This is a genomic window from Xenorhabdus thuongxuanensis (assembly GCF_001908095.1).
GTDB lineage: Bacteria > Pseudomonadota > Gammaproteobacteria > Enterobacterales > Enterobacteriaceae > Xenorhabdus > Xenorhabdus thuongxuanensis.
In genome coordinates, this window is record NZ_MKGR01000021.1 from 34373 (window position 1) to 50621 (window position 16249).

Annotated in this window: 14 protein-coding genes, 1 tRNA gene and 1 pseudogene; 5 read left to right on the plus strand and 11 right to left on the minus strand. The window is 44.5% G+C overall.

Translation table 11 applies throughout. The features are described from left to right. The first annotated feature begins 240 nt into the window (after positions 1-240). A complete protein-coding gene (gene pitA / locus Xentx_RS13385) occupies positions 241-1731 on the plus strand; it encodes an inorganic phosphate transporter PitA (RefSeq protein WP_074020767.1) in 1491 nt (496 codons plus the stop codon). A 63-nt stretch (positions 1732-1794) separates the two neighbouring features. Here pitA and uspB read toward each other — a convergent pair whose 3' ends face one another. Continuing rightward, positions 1795-2124, minus strand: coding sequence for a universal stress protein UspB (gene uspB, locus Xentx_RS13390; protein WP_074020725.1), 330 nt, complete (start codon positions 2122-2124; stop codon positions 1795-1797). 339 nt (positions 2125-2463) lie between these two features. On the opposite strand from uspB, the gene uspA reads away from it, so the two are divergent. Then, entirely contained in the window at positions 2464-2895 is a 432-nt protein-coding gene (gene uspA, locus Xentx_RS13395; RefSeq protein WP_074020726.1) for a universal stress protein UspA, read from the plus strand. A gap of 258 nt (positions 2896-3153) precedes the next feature. Continuing rightward, positions 3154-4497: an NADP-specific glutamate dehydrogenase gene (gene gdhA, locus Xentx_RS13400; RefSeq protein WP_074020727.1), complete on the plus strand. Its 1344-nt coding sequence runs from the start codon at positions 3154-3156 to the stop codon at positions 4495-4497. Between the two features lie 49 nt (positions 4498-4546). Here the strand turns inward: gdhA and rsmJ are convergent, their stop codons facing one another. Together rsmJ and prlC are read right to left on the minus strand one after the other, a co-directional pair. Continuing rightward, the gene (rsmJ, locus tag Xentx_RS13405; RefSeq protein WP_074020728.1) at positions 4547-5290 is read right to left on the minus strand and encodes a 16S rRNA (guanine(1516)-N(2))-methyltransferase RsmJ; all 744 of its coding nucleotides are present in this window, start codon (positions 5288-5290) and stop codon (positions 4547-4549) included. Positions 5291-5295: 5 nt separating this feature from the next. Beyond that, the gene (gene prlC / locus Xentx_RS13410; protein ID WP_074020729.1) at positions 5296-7338 is read right to left on the minus strand and encodes an oligopeptidase A; all 2043 of its coding nucleotides are present in this window, start codon (positions 7336-7338) and stop codon (positions 5296-5298) included. 225 nt (positions 7339-7563) lie between these two features. On the opposite strand from prlC, the gene Xentx_RS19190 reads away from it, so the two are divergent. Together Xentx_RS19190 and Xentx_RS13420 are read left to right on the plus strand one after the other, a co-directional pair. Next, positions 7564-7658, plus strand: a tRNA-Sec gene (locus tag Xentx_RS19190). Positions 7659-7890: 232 nt separating this feature from the next. Further along, complete coding sequence (locus Xentx_RS13420) at positions 7891-8340, plus strand: GNAT family N-acetyltransferase (RefSeq protein ID WP_074020768.1); 450 nt, start codon at positions 7891-7893, stop codon at positions 8338-8340. Positions 8341-8496: 156 nt separating this feature from the next. Here Xentx_RS13420 and Xentx_RS13425 read toward each other — a convergent pair whose 3' ends face one another. From Xentx_RS13425 to paaK, 8 genes and pseudogenes are all read right to left on the minus strand, one after another. Continuing rightward, positions 8497-8823 (minus strand): lysozyme inhibitor LprI family protein, encoded by a 327-nt coding sequence (locus Xentx_RS13425; protein WP_074020731.1) that lies wholly within the window; start codon positions 8821-8823, stop codon positions 8497-8499. Continuing rightward, positions 8824-9255 carry a hypothetical protein gene (locus Xentx_RS13430; RefSeq protein WP_074020732.1) on the minus strand — a complete coding sequence of 144 codons (432 nt, stop codon included), beginning with the start codon at positions 9253-9255 and terminating at the stop codon, positions 8824-8826. A gap of 189 nt (positions 9256-9444) precedes the next feature. Continuing rightward, positions 9445-11106, minus strand: coding sequence for an alpha,alpha-phosphotrehalase (treC, locus tag Xentx_RS13435; protein WP_074020733.1), 1662 nt, complete (start codon positions 11104-11106; stop codon positions 9445-9447). A gap of 18 nt (positions 11107-11124) precedes the next feature. Beyond that, positions 11125-12558 (minus strand): PTS trehalose transporter subunit IIBC, encoded by a 1434-nt coding sequence (treB, locus tag Xentx_RS13440; protein WP_074020734.1) that lies wholly within the window; start codon positions 12556-12558, stop codon positions 11125-11127. A 353-nt stretch (positions 12559-12911) separates the two neighbouring features. Next, positions 12912-13451: a dihydrofolate reductase family protein gene (locus tag Xentx_RS13445; protein WP_074020735.1), complete on the minus strand. Its 540-nt coding sequence runs from the start codon at positions 13449-13451 to the stop codon at positions 12912-12914. 160 nt (positions 13452-13611) lie between these two features. Further along, a pseudogene (locus Xentx_RS13450) lies at positions 13612-13790 on the minus strand (type B chloramphenicol O-acetyltransferase); the annotation flags it as partial. Further along, positions 13787-14728 carry a phenylacetic acid degradation operon negative regulatory protein PaaX gene (gene paaX, locus Xentx_RS13455; protein ID WP_074020736.1) on the minus strand — a complete coding sequence of 314 codons (942 nt, stop codon included), beginning with the start codon at positions 14726-14728 and terminating at the stop codon, positions 13787-13789. The gene paaX and the pseudogene Xentx_RS13450, both read right to left, overlap by 4 nt. 169 nt (positions 14729-14897) lie before the next feature. Then, positions 14898-16229: a phenylacetate--CoA ligase PaaK gene (gene paaK, locus Xentx_RS13460; RefSeq protein ID WP_074020737.1), complete on the minus strand. Its 1332-nt coding sequence runs from the start codon at positions 16227-16229 to the stop codon at positions 14898-14900. Between the last annotated feature and the right edge of the window lie 20 nt (positions 16230-16249).

Below are 16249 nucleotides of genomic sequence, written 5' to 3' on the forward strand. Positions count from 1 at the left end.
TCACGAACTACGGAGAAAAATAGGCATTTGGGTTTAACTTTCTGCTATAAAAAATTATTTTCTATCAAAAAAATATCAAGACATTAAAATTAAATAACTATTTGATATATTTAGTAAATGCAAGATTTTTTATGTCATTTGACCATGATTAAATCAAAAAAAGGTCATATTTCTCTTTTCCCGCTACCATTTGTCACTGATAATGCGCGCGTTCATGTCCTACTAACTGGCTTAACGTTTATGCTACATCTGTTTACTGGCCTGGAATTTTATACCGGCCTTATGTTAGTGCTTGCTCTGTTGTTTGTGCTTTTCTATGAAGCCATCAATGGGTTTCATGATACCGCAAATGCAGTAGCAACTGTTATTTATACCCGGGCAATGCGTTCACAGCTTGCTGTTGTGATGGCAGGGGTTTTTAACTTTTTGGGTGTTCTCCTTGGTGGATTAAGTGTCGCTTATGCGATTGTGCATCTACTACCGACGGATCTTCTGCTAAATGTCAGTTCAGCTCACGGTTTGGCTATGGTTTTTTCCATGCTGCTGGCGGCTATCATCTGGAATTTAGGTACGTGGTATTTCGGCATTCCTGCATCCAGTTCCCATACGTTGATTGGTTCTATTATCGGCATCGGCCTGACTAATGCGATAGTGACCAGTTCTTCAGTGGTTGATGCGTTGAATATTCCGAAGATGATACAGATTTTCATGTCATTGATTCTGTCTCCTCTTGTTGGCCTGATCATCGCCGGAGCGATGGTGTTTTTATTGCGTCGCTATTGGAGTGGTACAAAAAAACGTCGTCGTATCCATATGACGCCTGTTGAGCGTGAAAAACAGGATGGTAAACGTAAACCCCCATTCTGGACACGTACTGCTCTGATCCTCTCTGCTGTTGGTGTGAGTTTCTCCCACGGAGCGAATGATGGTCAGAAAGGTATCGGTTTGATTATGCTGGTTCTGATTGGCGTTGCGCCTGCGGGATTTGTCGTCAATATGAATTCAACCAGTTATGATATAGCTCGCACTCGTGATGCCGTTGTCCACTTGCAGCAGTATTATGGGCAGCATGCTCCAGCGTTAACTCATGCGATTGAACTGAGTCCAGCCGCTCCTGCTGTTGAAGATCAGCTAGATATGACGTTCCATTGTGATAGCTCACGCGCGTTGGTGGTGTTGAACAAGGCTGAAAGTATGTTGGCGAGTATTCATAATTTCAATGAATTAACGCCGGATCAACGTAACAGTATGCGCCGTATGTTGATGTGCGTCGCTGATACGGCCAACTCTGTGGCTAAACTGCCAGAAACCAGTCTTGAAGATGCACGTTTCCTGAATAAGCTGCGTAAAGATCTGCTAAGTACGGTGGAATATGCGCCATTATGGATCATTGTTGCAGTGGCTCTTGCTCTGTCTTTGGGCACAATGGTTGGCTGGAAACGTGTTGCTGTGACTATCGGTGAGAAGATTGGCAAAAAAGGCATGACTTATGCCCAAGGTGTTTCTGCGCAGGTGACTGCTGCGGTTTCTATTGGTGTTGCCAGCTATACGGGTATGCCAGTATCCACAACACAAGTACTTTCTTCTGCGGTAGCGGGGACGATGCTGGTTGATGGTGGTGGTGTGCAAAGCAAGACCATCAAGAATATCATGTTGGCATGGGTTTTGACGTTGCCGATTTCCATTGCATTGTCAGGCTTACTGTATTGGTTCGCCCTTAAACTGATCTAATGACCTTTTAGAAAAAAGGTTGGCTGCTCGTCATTGCAAGCCAACCTTTTTTATTTTTTTAATTCAGATCACCATCGCTATCAGGCATAGCAGGACAACGCCACATAGCACTTCCGTCAAAATAAATTGTTTCCTCATTCTTTCGCACAACAAGACGACATCAGGATCGTGATGGTTGATGTAACTTTGTGAATTGATATAACGCACGAGCCGAATCTGTTTATTGAATTGACCATTAGCTTTAAAAAAACCATTCCCATCAACGGATTGATACAGCAGAGGGTCTGACTCGCGTAAAATTGACAAAAGTGCACGGAGCGAAGAAAAGTAGCGAATCATATTAATAATGCAGATAAGGCAAACCGCCCAAAATAGTGCAGTGGTATTGAACATACTTCCCCCCTCCTGATCGCGGTAGCAAACGTTGCTAGTCAAAGAAGAAACCAATAGGAAACGTTTTTATTTGAATAATAACTATATTAAATCTTAGTTAAAAATACAGTGCTCAGCAGGTATTATCGTAGGGCATATAATCCGCTCTTGTGACAGGTTTGTTAGAAATATTGTTTTTTCTGAGGCAGGCTCACTGTTTTCAGTGAGTTAAGAAGGTAAAACAATAAGTTGTGATCAAAACAACACTCAAAAGACACATTGAGCGGTTATAGTATGAACATCGAATCATGGCGTTTAATGTTGCCAGTCCATTTAATCGACGTTATGGAAGGAGTTCTTATGGCTTACAAACATATTCTTGTTGCGGTTGATTTATCTCCAGAAAGTCAGATTTTGGTGGAAAAAGCTGTATCATTGGCGAAACCGTACAATGCCAAAATTTCCCTGATCCATGTTGATGTCAACTATTCTGATCTTTATACCGGCCTGATTGACGTAAACCTTGGCGATATGCAGGAGCGTATTGCAGATGAAACCCGTAATTCCCTGAAAGAACTCTCTGCTAGTGCAGATTATCCCGTTCAGGAAACGTTGAGTGGCAGCGGTGATTTGGGGCAAGTTCTTGTGGATGCGATTAAACAATACGATATGGATCTGGTTGTATGTGGTCACCATCAAGACTTTTGGAGTAAGTTGATGTCTTCAGCTCGCCAGCTTATTAACACCGTTCATGTTGATATGTTGATTGTACCTTTGCGTGATGAAGAATAATCTTCGGTTGATATTTTATTCCGTAAAATCGCCTGCTTATGCAGGCGATTTTTTTATCCCCAAAAAAGATAATGAAACTGGTTTAGAAATTGTCAAAGTTATTTTTGAGAAAATATCTAAAAAATAGTTGTTGAAATTTAAGCATAGAACAGTGCTATATTCAGAAAGCAAACCGTAATTACCTCACATTTTCGACAAAAAAATAATATGGAAAATGGCAGGGGGTCATCACATCTGAATGACAAAAAGGAAGCCCAAATGAATGTTTCATTATCTTTAGTTTCATTTCTCGATTCGGTTCAATCCCGTAATCAGCATCAACCAGAATACCTACAGGCAGTACGAGAAGTGTTGACCTCTCTCTGGCCTTTTCTGCAACAAAACCCGCAATATTGTGAGCAAGGATTATTGGAACGTCTGGTGGAGCCGGAAAGAGTTATCCAATTCCGCGTCTGCTGGGTGGATGATCAAGGGAAAGTACAGGTTAACCGCGCATGGCGGGTTCAGTTCAGCTCTGCTATTGGGCCATTTAAAGGTGGGATGCGTTTTCATCCTTCTGTTAATCTTTCTATCCTGAAATTTTTAGGTTTTGAGCAGACATTGAAGAATGCGCTGACGACGCTCCCGATGGGAGGCGGAAAAGGGGGTTCTGATTTCGATCCCAAAGGGAAAAGCCACGGTGAAATTATGCGATTCTGTCAGGCATTGATGACAGAACTTTACCGCCATCTGGGGCCAGATACCGATGTGCCTGCCGGAGATATTGGCGTAGGCAGCCGTGAAGTTGGTTTTATGGCAGGTATGATGAAAAAACTGTCCAACAATACGGCGTGTGTTTTTACGGGTAAGGATCTGTCTTTTGGTGGCAGCCTGATCCGCCCTGAAGCTACCGGATATGGGCTGGTTTATTTCACCCATGAAATGCTCAAACGGCATGGTATGGCACTTGAAGGTATGCGGGTATCTGTGTCTGGTGCGGGAAATGTCGCCCAATATTCTATTGAGAAATGTATGGAACTGGGGGCGAAAGTCGTCACAATATCGGATTCAGGCGGTACGGTATTGGATGAAGATGGTTTTACACCGGAGAAACTGGCTCATCTTCAAGAGATCAAAAACCAGCGTTACGGACGTGTGAAAGAGTACGCTAAAGAGCGTGGACTGACTTTCCTTAAAGGCCAAGATCCGTGGTCTATTCCTGTGGATATTGCCTTGCCTTGTGCAACGCAGAACGAACTGGATTTAGAAGCAGCGAAGACATTGATTAAAAATGGTGTAAAAGCTGTTGCGGAAGGAGCCAATATGCCGGCGACGATTGAGGCTACCACGGCTTTCCTTGAAGCAGGCGTTTTGTTTGCACCGGGTAAGGCGGCTAATGCGGGTGGAGTGGCAACTTCGGGTCTGGAGATGGCACAGAACGCAGCGCGTTTGAGTTGGAAAGCGGAAAAAGTGGATATTCGCTTACATCATATTATGCTCGATATCCATCAGGCTTGCGTAGAATATGGTGGAGAACAGAAACAAACTAACTACGTACAAGGCGCGAATATCGCTGGCTTTGTCAAAGTAGCGCATGCGATGTTGTCACAAGGCGTTGTGTAATAAGGCATGTATAGTTCAGAACCCCATGCCGAACATGGGGTTTATGTTTCTAACAAGGATAAATATCGAAACGGTGATTTTTGGTGGTAATGGCGGCGGGAGCTTTAATACCTGCCAGTGGTTCTGCATAATCTGGCCGTTTCACCACAACACGACGCTTTGCCAATGTTCGGGCAGGTTCCAGCAAATTATCAGCATCTTCATCTGCCCCGACCAGCGATTGGAAAACCCGCATCTCTTTTTTAACCAGAGCACTTTTCTGTTTATGTGGATACATAGGGTCAAGATAAACCACATCAGGCAACGGTGTAATATCCGTCAATGCCGTAATGCTTGAGGCATGGATCAGCGTCATGCGCTCTTTCAGCCAGCTACCAATCTCTTCATCCTGATAGCCCCGTTGTAGACCATCATCCAGTAATGCGGCTACCACTGGATGGCGCTCCAGCATCCTGACATGACAGCCAATAGAAGCCAGCACAAAAGCATCACGTCCCAATCCAGCGGTAGCATCCACAACATCAGGTAAATAATCTTTCTTGATACCGACTGCTTTTGCAACGGCTTCGCCGCGGCCGCCACCAAAGCGGCGACGGTGTGCCATTGTCCCGTTGACAAAATCAACATAAATCCCGCCCAGTTTAGGTTCATCACGTTTGTGCAATTCCAGCCGTTCGGGAGTCAATACCAATGCCATGACTGATTCTTCATCGTGGATCAGATCCCAACGTTCAGCCAATCGCGATAAGGCGCTGTGATCAGCACCTTCTTCACAAATCAAACAAATCTTCACTGGTTTTATCCGCCGATGCCGTAGCTTTCGAGCATTGCATCCAGTTCTGGTTCACGACCACGGAAGCGGACAAACAGAGTCATTGGATCTTCTGAGCCGCCACGGGTCAAAATATTGTCGAGGAATGACCGACCGGTTGCGTGATTGAAAATTCCCTCTTCCGAGAAGCGAGAATAGGCATCGGCTGCCAGAACGTCCGCCCACAGATAGCTGTAATAACCCGCTGCATAGCCACCATTAAAGATATGACTAAAGGAGTGTGGGAAGCGTCCCCAATCTGGTGATGGCACAACTGCAACTTGTTTTTTCACTGATTGCAGCATCTCCAGGATTTGCGCCCCTTTAGCTGGATCATATTCCGCATGCAGACGGAAATCGAACAGGCCAAACTCAAGCTGACGCAAAATTCTCATTGCGGCCTGATAGTTTTTGGCTGCCAGCATATTATCCAGCATCTCTTGTGGCAGTGGTTCCTGAGTTTGATAGTGACCGGAGATAAATGCCAATGCTTCCGGTTCCCAGCACCAGTTCTCCATAAACTGGCTTGGGCACTCTACCGCATCCCACGGTACGCCACTGATGCCGGCAACATCCAAGGCTTCTATCTCGGTCAGCATGTGGTGCAGGCCATGCCCAAACTCATGGAATAGTGTTGTAACTTCATCGTGCGTAAACAGGGCGGGTTGATCACCGACTGGCTTATTGAAGTTACAAGTCAGATAAGCGACTGGGTTTTGCAACTCGCCAGATGCATGACGCATTCTGCCGACATAACTGTTCATCCATGCGCCACCGCGTTTATGTTCACGGGCGTAAAGATCTAAATAGAAACTGCCGCGCAATACCTGCTTATCATCATACAGATCAAAGAAACGAACATCAGGATGCCATGTATCTACATCATGGCGCTCTTTGGCGGTGATGCCATAAATGCGGCGAACCACTTCAAACAGCCCTTCCAGTGCCCGCTGCTCAGGGAAGTAAGGACGCAGTTGTTCATCATCAATGGAGAAGTTATGCTGCTTTTGCTTCTCGCTGTAATATGCCAGATCCCACGCTTCCAGCCCATCAACACCGTGGTGAGATTTGGCGAAGTCAGTGAGTGCTTCCAGCTCTTCTTTACCTTGTTGGTGAGCACGTTTGGCCAGGTCGTTCAGGAAATCGAGTACTTGCTGAGGTGTTTTAGCCATTTTGGTCGCCAGCGAGCTTTCAGCATAGTTCTTGAATCCCAGTAATTGAGCCAGTTCATGACGTAATGCGAGTAGTTCCGCCATCACTTCACTGTTATCCCATTTTCCGGCATCTGGTCCTTGATCGGAAGCACGGGTTGTATAGGCGTAATACATTTCTTTGCGCAGTTCACGATTATCGCCATAGGTCATGACTGGCAGATAACTTGGCATATTGAGTGTCAACAACCATCCATCCAGCCCTTTGACTTCGGCGGCGGTCTTGGCTGCGGCTTTGGCACTTTCAGGCAGACCGGCCAGATCGCACTCGTCGGTAATCAGCTTGGTCCACCCCATAGTGGCATCCAGCAAATTATTGCCGAACTTTGCACCCAGCTCAGATAAACGGGCAGTAATTTCACCGTAACGCTTCTGTTTCTCTTCTGGCAAGCCAATGCCGGTCAATTCAAAATCACGCAAAGTATCTTCAACAACCTTGCGCTGTGGCTGGGAAAGGGTCGTGAAGGCTTGGCTCTCTCTCAGGGATTTGTAGGCTTGATATAACCCCTTGTGTTGCCCCAACCAAGTATCGAACTCAGAGAGCAAGGGCAGGCTTTGCTCATAGGCTTCGCGAAGCTCTGGACTATTCTTAACCGCATTCAGGTGTTCGACTGGCGACCACATACGGGAAAGCCGATCTTTCTCTTCTGAAATGGGTTGGCACAGATTATCCCAGGTAAAATCGGCATTTTCGGATAAAATCTTCTCAATTAATTGGCGGTAATTGGCTAACGTCTCTTCCACAGCAGGCACGACATGTTTTGGTTCGATTGCAGAGAACTCAGGCAATGCAGAAGATGTCAATAGCGGATTAGTCATAATGAGCGCCTTATATGTATATTTGGGTATAGGCTGAAACCAGCCCCGCATCCCAATGGGTTGTTGACGATAGATGGGGATAAGATATCGTGAGTTCAATGCTAATGCTGCACTTTTATACGAATAATTAGGCTCTTTTTCTATCAGGGATCTGTGAAGTCACGGAGACGTTTAGATATTATTGGAGACGCGCTATAATCCCTGCTCTTCATCAGTTTCATTAATGGAAGATCATCGTCCCCGGTGGGGCGGCTGGGCTTCAAATCCAGATGGGGTCGCCAGCGGCCCTCGGCAGGTTCGACTCCTGTGATCTTCCGCCAACCGTCCTCCATTACCATCCGAGAACGCCTAAAAAATCCTTTATATTCAAACATAATACTGAATCATTCATCCGTAACAATCCGGCTAAATCTCCCTGAATCCATGAAAAATATGTATAGTGTTGTGTATAGAATTTTTATACACATTTTTCACTCATTATCGGTAGAACTATCCACTACATCATGATGTAAATTGGGGCTTTGTAGGATAAAAATGTTGGAGAATAAAAGTATGGCGCAACACTTTCATTGGCAGAAAGAAAACTACCAAATTTCAACAGACAAATCACTGTTAGATATCACCGCTATCCACCAATTTCTTACACGTTCTCGTTGGGCGGAAGGTATTGATCTCGAAACAGTAAGGTCTGCTATTGAAAACAGCCTGACATTTGGATTGTATAAAGATGAAACCCAAATAGGGTTTGCCAGACTCGTAACGGATTTTGCAACGTTTGGCTATCTATGTGATGTTTATGTATTGGAGGAGTATCAAAAACAACAACTAGGCCGCTGGTTGATGACGTGTTGCCAATCTCATCCTGTTATGCAGCAATTACGAAGAATTATGCTTGTGACGTCAACAGCACCCTGGTTATATGAAAAATTTGGCTACTCTCCCGTTAATCATGAAAACGGTGTTTGGCAGATAGTTCGTCCAGATATTTATAAGGAAAAGTAACACTGCTTATTGATTGGAAATTGTATTACATTCCTTGGGTGAATATAGTTTGTAAATCGATTCAATTAGGTAAACTTCAATCGGCATCATTAACATGATTTTTTATAAAAACCCCAATGAAAGAAAGTCCTTCCTTGGAGCCCTAATTATTTATTATCAAATCGGTTTCTCTATCCAATTATACAGTGTATCAAGTTGATGAATGCGTTGGTGGTAACTTTGCAGCAAACAGGCTGTATCACCCTTGCACTTTTGGCGCTGTTTCAGCCATGTAGTTTGGTTATCATACATTTCACCAGATACGCCCATGGCAAATAATCCTCGCAGAAAGTGATATTTCACACTTAATTCCACATCCAAATCATTTAGTTTTAGGTTTGAACAAATTGCTTTTTCATCCGGCGCCTTGGCTTTGGCACAGTCAAAACTGGCAGCAAAACTGAGTGGGGAGAAGATAAGTAACATAAGCCAGAGATATTTCATTTAATTCTCCTTTATGGGAAAGAAATTGAATGATCGGGCTTTACCAGTTGCATCTAATTTGCAGGAAAATCGAATGTCGTGCCAGCCATCATCTGTCCTATACATACCGATACCGACCAACTCAGAAGGGTGTTTGAATCTTATACTATCTTCTGAAACCACACCGAGGAAAACTTTATCAGCATTTTTGTAATATTTCTTAATGATGGGTAAGGCAAAAGGACGACAAATAAACTCTGCCACTTTTTTGGTATCTGACCAACTTTCTACCATTGGTAGTGCAGATTTATCTGTAACTTGCTCATTAATCTGCTGTTGTAGGTATTTTTTCTGGTCTGGAGATAATTGTTGAGATGGTACTTTTGCTTGTGCAAAGGCAGATAATAATAGGCTGGTGATCCCCAAATAAGTTAAGTATCTTGAGTAAAACATAATAGCATACTCCTTGTTTGAGATTAAAAAAGTATGGCATAAATTTAGTGGGTGCGCCATTAATATGCTGGCATTGCATGAGTCTTTAAAAGAATATACCCTACCTCGCTTTATTTTTAGTGAGGTAGGGTATTTTAAGTATTTTATAAATAATTCATTATGCCAAATGATGATATATAGATAAAATTATCATTTGGATATTAAATATATTGATTCATAAGGTTTAATTTTAACCTCATGATCTACCATTGCAGGTGATGGGTAATTGCTCATTAATACCTGCCATTCTTCGCTTAAAAGTGCAGGTTCTGGAGACCAAAGTTGAGTTTCATCGCTCAGGTTTGCAATAACTAGCAAGGTTTGATCCTGCCAACGACGCAGATAGCACCACAATGAAGGGTGCTCTGGTAGCAGATCCAGGTAATCACCGTATGTCAGAATGGGCTGTTGCTTTCTCAATTTAATCAAATTGTGGTAGCAATAGAAGACGGAATCTTCATCCTGTAATACGGTTTCGGCGTTGATCTCTGAGTAATTACTGCAAGGCGCAATCCACGGTGTTCCGGTGGTAAAACCAGCGTTTACCGAATCATTCCATTGCATGGGGGTTCGGCTGTTATCACGGGATTTCTGCGCCAAAATCGCCAGTATATCCTCTGGTTGCACACCTTTCTCAATACGCTCTTGATACATATTCAGGCTTTCTATATCACGATAATCTTCAATGCGCGTAAAGTGAGGATTTGTCATACCCAGCTCTTCGCCCTGATAAATATAAGGCGTGCCTTGCATACCATGCAACACCATCGCCAGCATTTTAGCGGATGTTTTATGGTGTTGCTGTTCATCCCCGAACCGAGAAACAATGCGCGGCTGATCATGGTTACACCAAAAAAGCGCATTCCAGGCTTTTTGGTGCATACCTTGCTGCCATGTTGCGAAAATCTTTTTCAGTTCAACGTAATCTGGTTTTGCCAGAGTCCATTTTTCACCGTTTGGATAATCAACTTTTAGATGGTGGAAATTAAACGTCATGGACAGCGTTGTTCCGTCCAAAGCAGCATAGCGTTGGCAGTTCTCAAGGCTGGTGGATGACATTTCACCAACAGTCATCAATCCTTTAGGCTGGAAAACATCACGGCTCATTTCTTGCAGAAACTCATGTATCCGCGGGCCATCGGTGTAGAATCGGCGGCCATCTCCGCGATCATCACTAGGATAATCTTGCTGTTTTGAGACAAGGTTAATGACATCCAGACGTAAGCCATCAACGCCACGATCAGCCCAGAATTCACAGATTTTTTTCAGCTCAGCGCGAACGGGTTCATGCTCCCAATTTAAATCGGCTTGTTCAACCGCAAACAGGTGGAGGTAATATTGTTGACTGTCTGCATGCCATTGCCATGCATTACCACCGAATTTGGATTTCCAGTTATTGGGCAGGGAACCTTCAGAACCATCTCGCCAGATATAAAACTGGCGGTAGGGGCTATTAATGACTTGTGCAGCCTGGAACCACGGGTGTTGAGTTGAAGTATGATTGAAAACCATATCCAAAATAATGCGAATGCCACGGCGATGGGCATTTTGCACCAAATTATCAAAGTCCTCCATGGAGCCATAATCAGGATTGATGGCACAGTAATCAGCGACATCATAGCCATTATCAACCTGCGGAGAGGGATAAATCGGCGTGATCCAAATGGCCTCAACGCCGAGTTGTTGTAGATAATCCAGCCGTTGGGTGATCCCGTTGATATCTCCCGTGCCGCTACCGGTACTATCCTGAAAACTTTTTGGATAAATTTGGTAGATAACACTATCCATCCACCATGGTTTTTGTTCTGTCATAAATAGATACCTACAAAATTAATTGGCCTGTTCATTGGGTAAGATCGCTTTGCGTTCATTTCTGCGATAAGCCAGAACGGTCAGCAGGAATGGCACAGCAATCGCGATGAGCATGGCAATCAGATAAATCATCCAGAACTGTGGCCTGATAGAAAGAATTCCTGGTATTCCGCCAACGCCGATACCATTAGCAATCACATGGTTGAGCCCACAAACCAGTCCAGCCAGAGCTGCGCCAATCATCGCACAGAACATGGGGTAACGGTATTTAAGGTTGATACCATACATGGCGGGTTCGGTTACGCCCAAATAGGCGGAAATTGCCGCAGGAACAGAAATTTCGCGTTCTTTTTGTTTCTTGCTTGCCCAGACAATGCCGAGAACAGCAGAACCTTGTGCGATATTAGATAGCGCAATAATAGGCCAAATCGGTGTTCCTCCGGTGCTTTGGATCATTTGCAGGTCGATGGCCAGTGTTGTTTGGTGTACACCCGTGATAACCAGTGGGGCATAGAAGAAACCAAACAAAGCGGCTCCGATAGGGGCAAAGCTACCCGTCATTAGACTTTTAACAACCCAGGCAACACCATCCCCGATAGCACGTCCGGCAGGGCCTATCAGGGAGTGGGCAAGGAGGACAGCCAGTACCAGAGAAACCACAGGGACAATCACAAGATAGAGATAGTCTGGTACCCATTTTTTCAGCCGAGTTTCAATCCATCCCAACGTTAGGCCGGCTAACAGGGAAGGAATAACCTGTGCCTGATAGCCAACCTTAGAAATGGTAAACCAGCCGAAATTCCAGATTTCAGGCGTTTGTTGCCCAAGCAGGTAAGCATTCATCAATTGCGGGGAAACCAGGGTAATACCGAGAATAATCCCCAGAATGGGTGTTCCGCCCATCTTTTTGACGGCAGACCAACAGATACCTACAGGGAGGTAGAAGAATACGGCTTCACCGATTAGCCAGAGAAAATCATAAACACTCTGCCAGACAGGATAGAGTTGCGTGAGCGATTTGCCTTCACTAAACGGGATATCGCCGATCAGGTTACGAAAACCGAGGATTAAACCACCGCTGATCAGGGCTGGCAGTAAGGGGAAGAAGATCTCAGCAAAATGTGAAATTGCACTTTCATACCATTTCATATTTTGGCGAGCAGCTTGCTTAACTTCTTCTTTATTAACAGATTGTTTCCCTGTGGTTTCAAGCAGTGCTTTGTAATAAACATCCACATTCGTCCCAATCACGACCTGAAATTGTCCGGCATTAGTGAAGCATCCCTTGACCATTGGTAACTCTTCAATGGCTTTGGCATCGGCATTTTCTGGTGTATTAAGAACGAATCTGAGGCGGGTGATACAATGACTGACGGAAGCGATATTCTCTTTACCACCAATCAAGGTAATAAGATTATCAATATCCTTTTGATTTACTTGTTTTTTTTTCATGCCTTTTCTCCTTTGTGTGGCAGGAGTTATAAATGATGGAGTTTTGCGATTAACAGAATGATTATTCTCGTGATGAGATAATGAATAGACTGAAATAATAGCAGGTCAATCCTAGACAGATTTTTATATTTTGAATATGAAAAGTTGCTTTGTTTGAGTTTTAGATCACACTTTAGGCCATTGATTTGAAATTAAAGGGTTTTTTATATTCATGGTGCTTATTATTATCGGGTTTTTAGCTTTTTTTGGTATTAATAGATGTAGGTTATGAGTTCATACCATCGGTTGGTAAAATATCAAAAACTGTATACCTCATAACCGACAATTAGTCAGCAAATATGCCAAATAACCAGTCATATCATTTTAATATCCATAATTGTTTCAATCGCGCCACTTCGTAAGCATCTTTGCTTATTAGGCGTCACATGGATAGCTTGACTAACGGGCAGGACAGGAATACCAGAGCCTAAGAAGATCGGAATGGTGGTAATAAATAGTTGTTGTAACTCTCCGGCATCGGCAAAGCTTGCGGCAGTTTTACCTCCCCCAATTACCCAAACATCTTTCCCTTTAGCAGCGACTCTTGCCTCGGCGGCAATATTTTGGGGATTATCATGAGTGATAACGGCATTAATGTTGGCAGAAATCGTTAAGTTTCTTGAGGAGAGGATAAAGGAAGGGATATTTTGATACGGCCATTCACCCGCGGCATTTTTCATAATCCACTCATAGGTTCCAGCTCCCATAATTGTGGCTCCGATATTTTGATAAAATTCATCATAAGGAGTGGCGTCATTGCCTGGAGGGAAATCATATAACCAACCTAATTCATGGTTTTTAGTAGCAATATAACCATCCATTGTGGCGGCAACATAATAGATGAGTTTTGACATGGATTTTCCTTATTTTTGCACATAGGGCTATTAATCAGGAGGAAGGTTACGATGCCTGATCAGATAAATAATGATTATATACGAACTAGTTACTTTAGCAGGCGAGCAAAAATATGATTATCCTTTTTGAGCTTTCCACCACTGATATAGAGCTTCAATATCCGATGATGAGCTTATCGACATTGGTTAAATCAGGTGATAAATAACGGGCACATTCGTCAAATGAATGACCGTGATAGTAACCGGAATAATAACTGAAACGGCCAACCTGAATTTGGGATTGGTAACCTGTTCCGCTAATGTTTTGCCCTTAAAGGGACTGTCGAAATAGTTTTTCATAGCGTATTCATTTCATTGTGCAACCCGCCAAAACGTCGGTAATACGCGGCGGTGGGTTGAGGTAATTGGCCAATGGTCGTTTCGCAACGTTCACTGACGTAGCGTGTTGCAGCAAGACCAATATATTGATAAATATTTATACACAAATTACGGGCAATTTGCCCTTCCCATTGTGCGGGCAACAGGGCATCAGGCAGTAATGGATCGCGCAGGGCTATGCGGCGGTAAAAGTGGATCAGCAGCAGGCGCAATTGGAAACAGCGTTCTGGTGTCAGGTCGTCCTCATGGCAATCCCGCAGCAGTGTCATCAATGGGCGGAAGGAAACAATAAATTCGTGATAATGCTGTGATATCTGCTCCAGTGACCAATTGTTAGAGACGAGTTCTTTCAAGCTCTGTTCCGAACGTGGGTAAGGATAATCAGCACGGAAATAGATGACGGAATCGCTGGCGTCGAGCTCCCCCAACAGGGAAGGAATGTCTCTTTGGGAATGGCTTGGTGCGGCGATCAGGGTGCTGTTAAATTGCGCGAAACCGAACCAGGTCAGCTCTTTTCTTAAACGGTTACGTTCGTTTTTGGTGGTGCCTTCCAGTAGCAGCAGATCCCACTTGCCATCCCATTCTGGCTGCTCATTGAGATAGATTTTATCCTCTGCATGACGAAATTGATGCATTCCCCGCTCGGCGATGCGGTAATAACTGCGTCGCCCTAGTTTTTCTACCGTAAGCCACCCCTCTTTTTGCAGCCTGAATACGGATGTTCTCACGAAACGGTCACTAAACCCCATCGGTTCCAGCAAGAGGCTCAAACTGCCAAGCCAAACTTCACCGCCACGGTGATTCAGGGCGTCCCCATATAAGGAGATGATCAGCGATGTTCCGCTGACAGGCTGTGCATTGAGTGCGTGTTGGATAAAATCGTCAAGTTTATGTGCCATAGTTTCTATGATTTGCTCAAAAGTGTGTCATAACGTTAGCATAACTGTATCGATAAGCTTAATCGATATGCTTAGAGAAAACCCTTCGGAGCAACATACTGTTGGGAAAAATACCATTGAAAAAGGTGCCACCGCTGTTTCATCGCATTTAACTTGCGGTGGCAGAAAGTTATTCGCGTGGTCGGTTATCGATTACCCGTACCGCTTTACCTTCTGAGCGTGGAATGACACCACAATTGACGATACTGACATCGGTGCTAAGTCCTACTGTCGATTTTATGTGATGGCGCAATTGATGACAGAGGTTGCAACGTTGTTCGTGGTTCAGCAGATCTGGCTCTTTCAGTTCAACTTTGACTAACAAGCAGTCATGGTTACCCTCGTGGTTGACTTCCAATTGATAATGAGGGGAAAGCTCCTTAAAGCGTATAATCTGTTCTTCTATTTGTGATGGGAAGACATTGATGCCACGGATAATCAGCATGTCATCGGAACGGCCGGTGATCCTGTCCATGCGACGCATATTACGTGCCGTACCGGGTAATAAGCGTGTCAGGTCGCGGGTGCGATAGCGGATCACGGGCATGGCTTCTTTGCTTAGGGTAGTGAAAACTAATTCTCCGGTTTCGCCATCTGCCAGATTATTCAGGTTGTCAGGATCAATGACTTCAGGGTAGAAATGATCTTCCCAAATGGTAGAACCGTCGGCGTATTCCAGTGATTCCATGGCAACGCCTGGCCCCATCACTTCGGACAGGCCGTAGATGTCCAATGCCTTGATACCCAGGCGTGTTTCAATTTCAGTACGCAAAGCGGCTGTCCACGGTTCGGCGCCAAAGATGCCAATACGTAAGGAACACGTGCTGGCATCCCCACCCATTTGGCGCTCCAGTTCATCCAATAAAGTCAGGCAGTAAGAAGGCGTCATCATAATGATGTCCGGTTTGAAGTCCATAATCAGTTTTGCCTGTTTGATGGTGTTGCCACCAGACATTGGAATGACTGTTGCTCCCAATCGTTCAGCACCATAGTGTGCTCCCAAACCTCCCGTGAACAGGCCGTAACCGTAAGCAATGTGAACTTTATCTTTGGCACTGACTCCGGCAAAGCGCAGACAACGGGCAATGATATTTGCCCACGTGTCGATATCCCGTTGGGTATAACCTACCACAGTAGGACTTCCGGTCATGCCGGATGATGCGTGGATGCGCACGACCTGCTCCATCGGGACGGCGAAGGCATCAAAAGGATAGTGTTCCCGCAGATCTTGCTTGGTGGTGTAAGGAAATTTGGCGATGTCACTGAGTTGCTTGAAATCACTCGGATGGATACCTGCTGCATCAAATTTGTGGCGGTACATGGGAACGTTGCTGTAGGCGTGGTTGAGGGTCCATTTCATCTGGTTAAATTGCCACGCCTGAATCTCATCACGTGAAGCAAATTCAATGGCGTCCAGAGGTTGTGCAGAGGATTTTTTTAGGTTTTGTACGTTGTTGCTCATAATTTCCTGTCCTTTTGTTG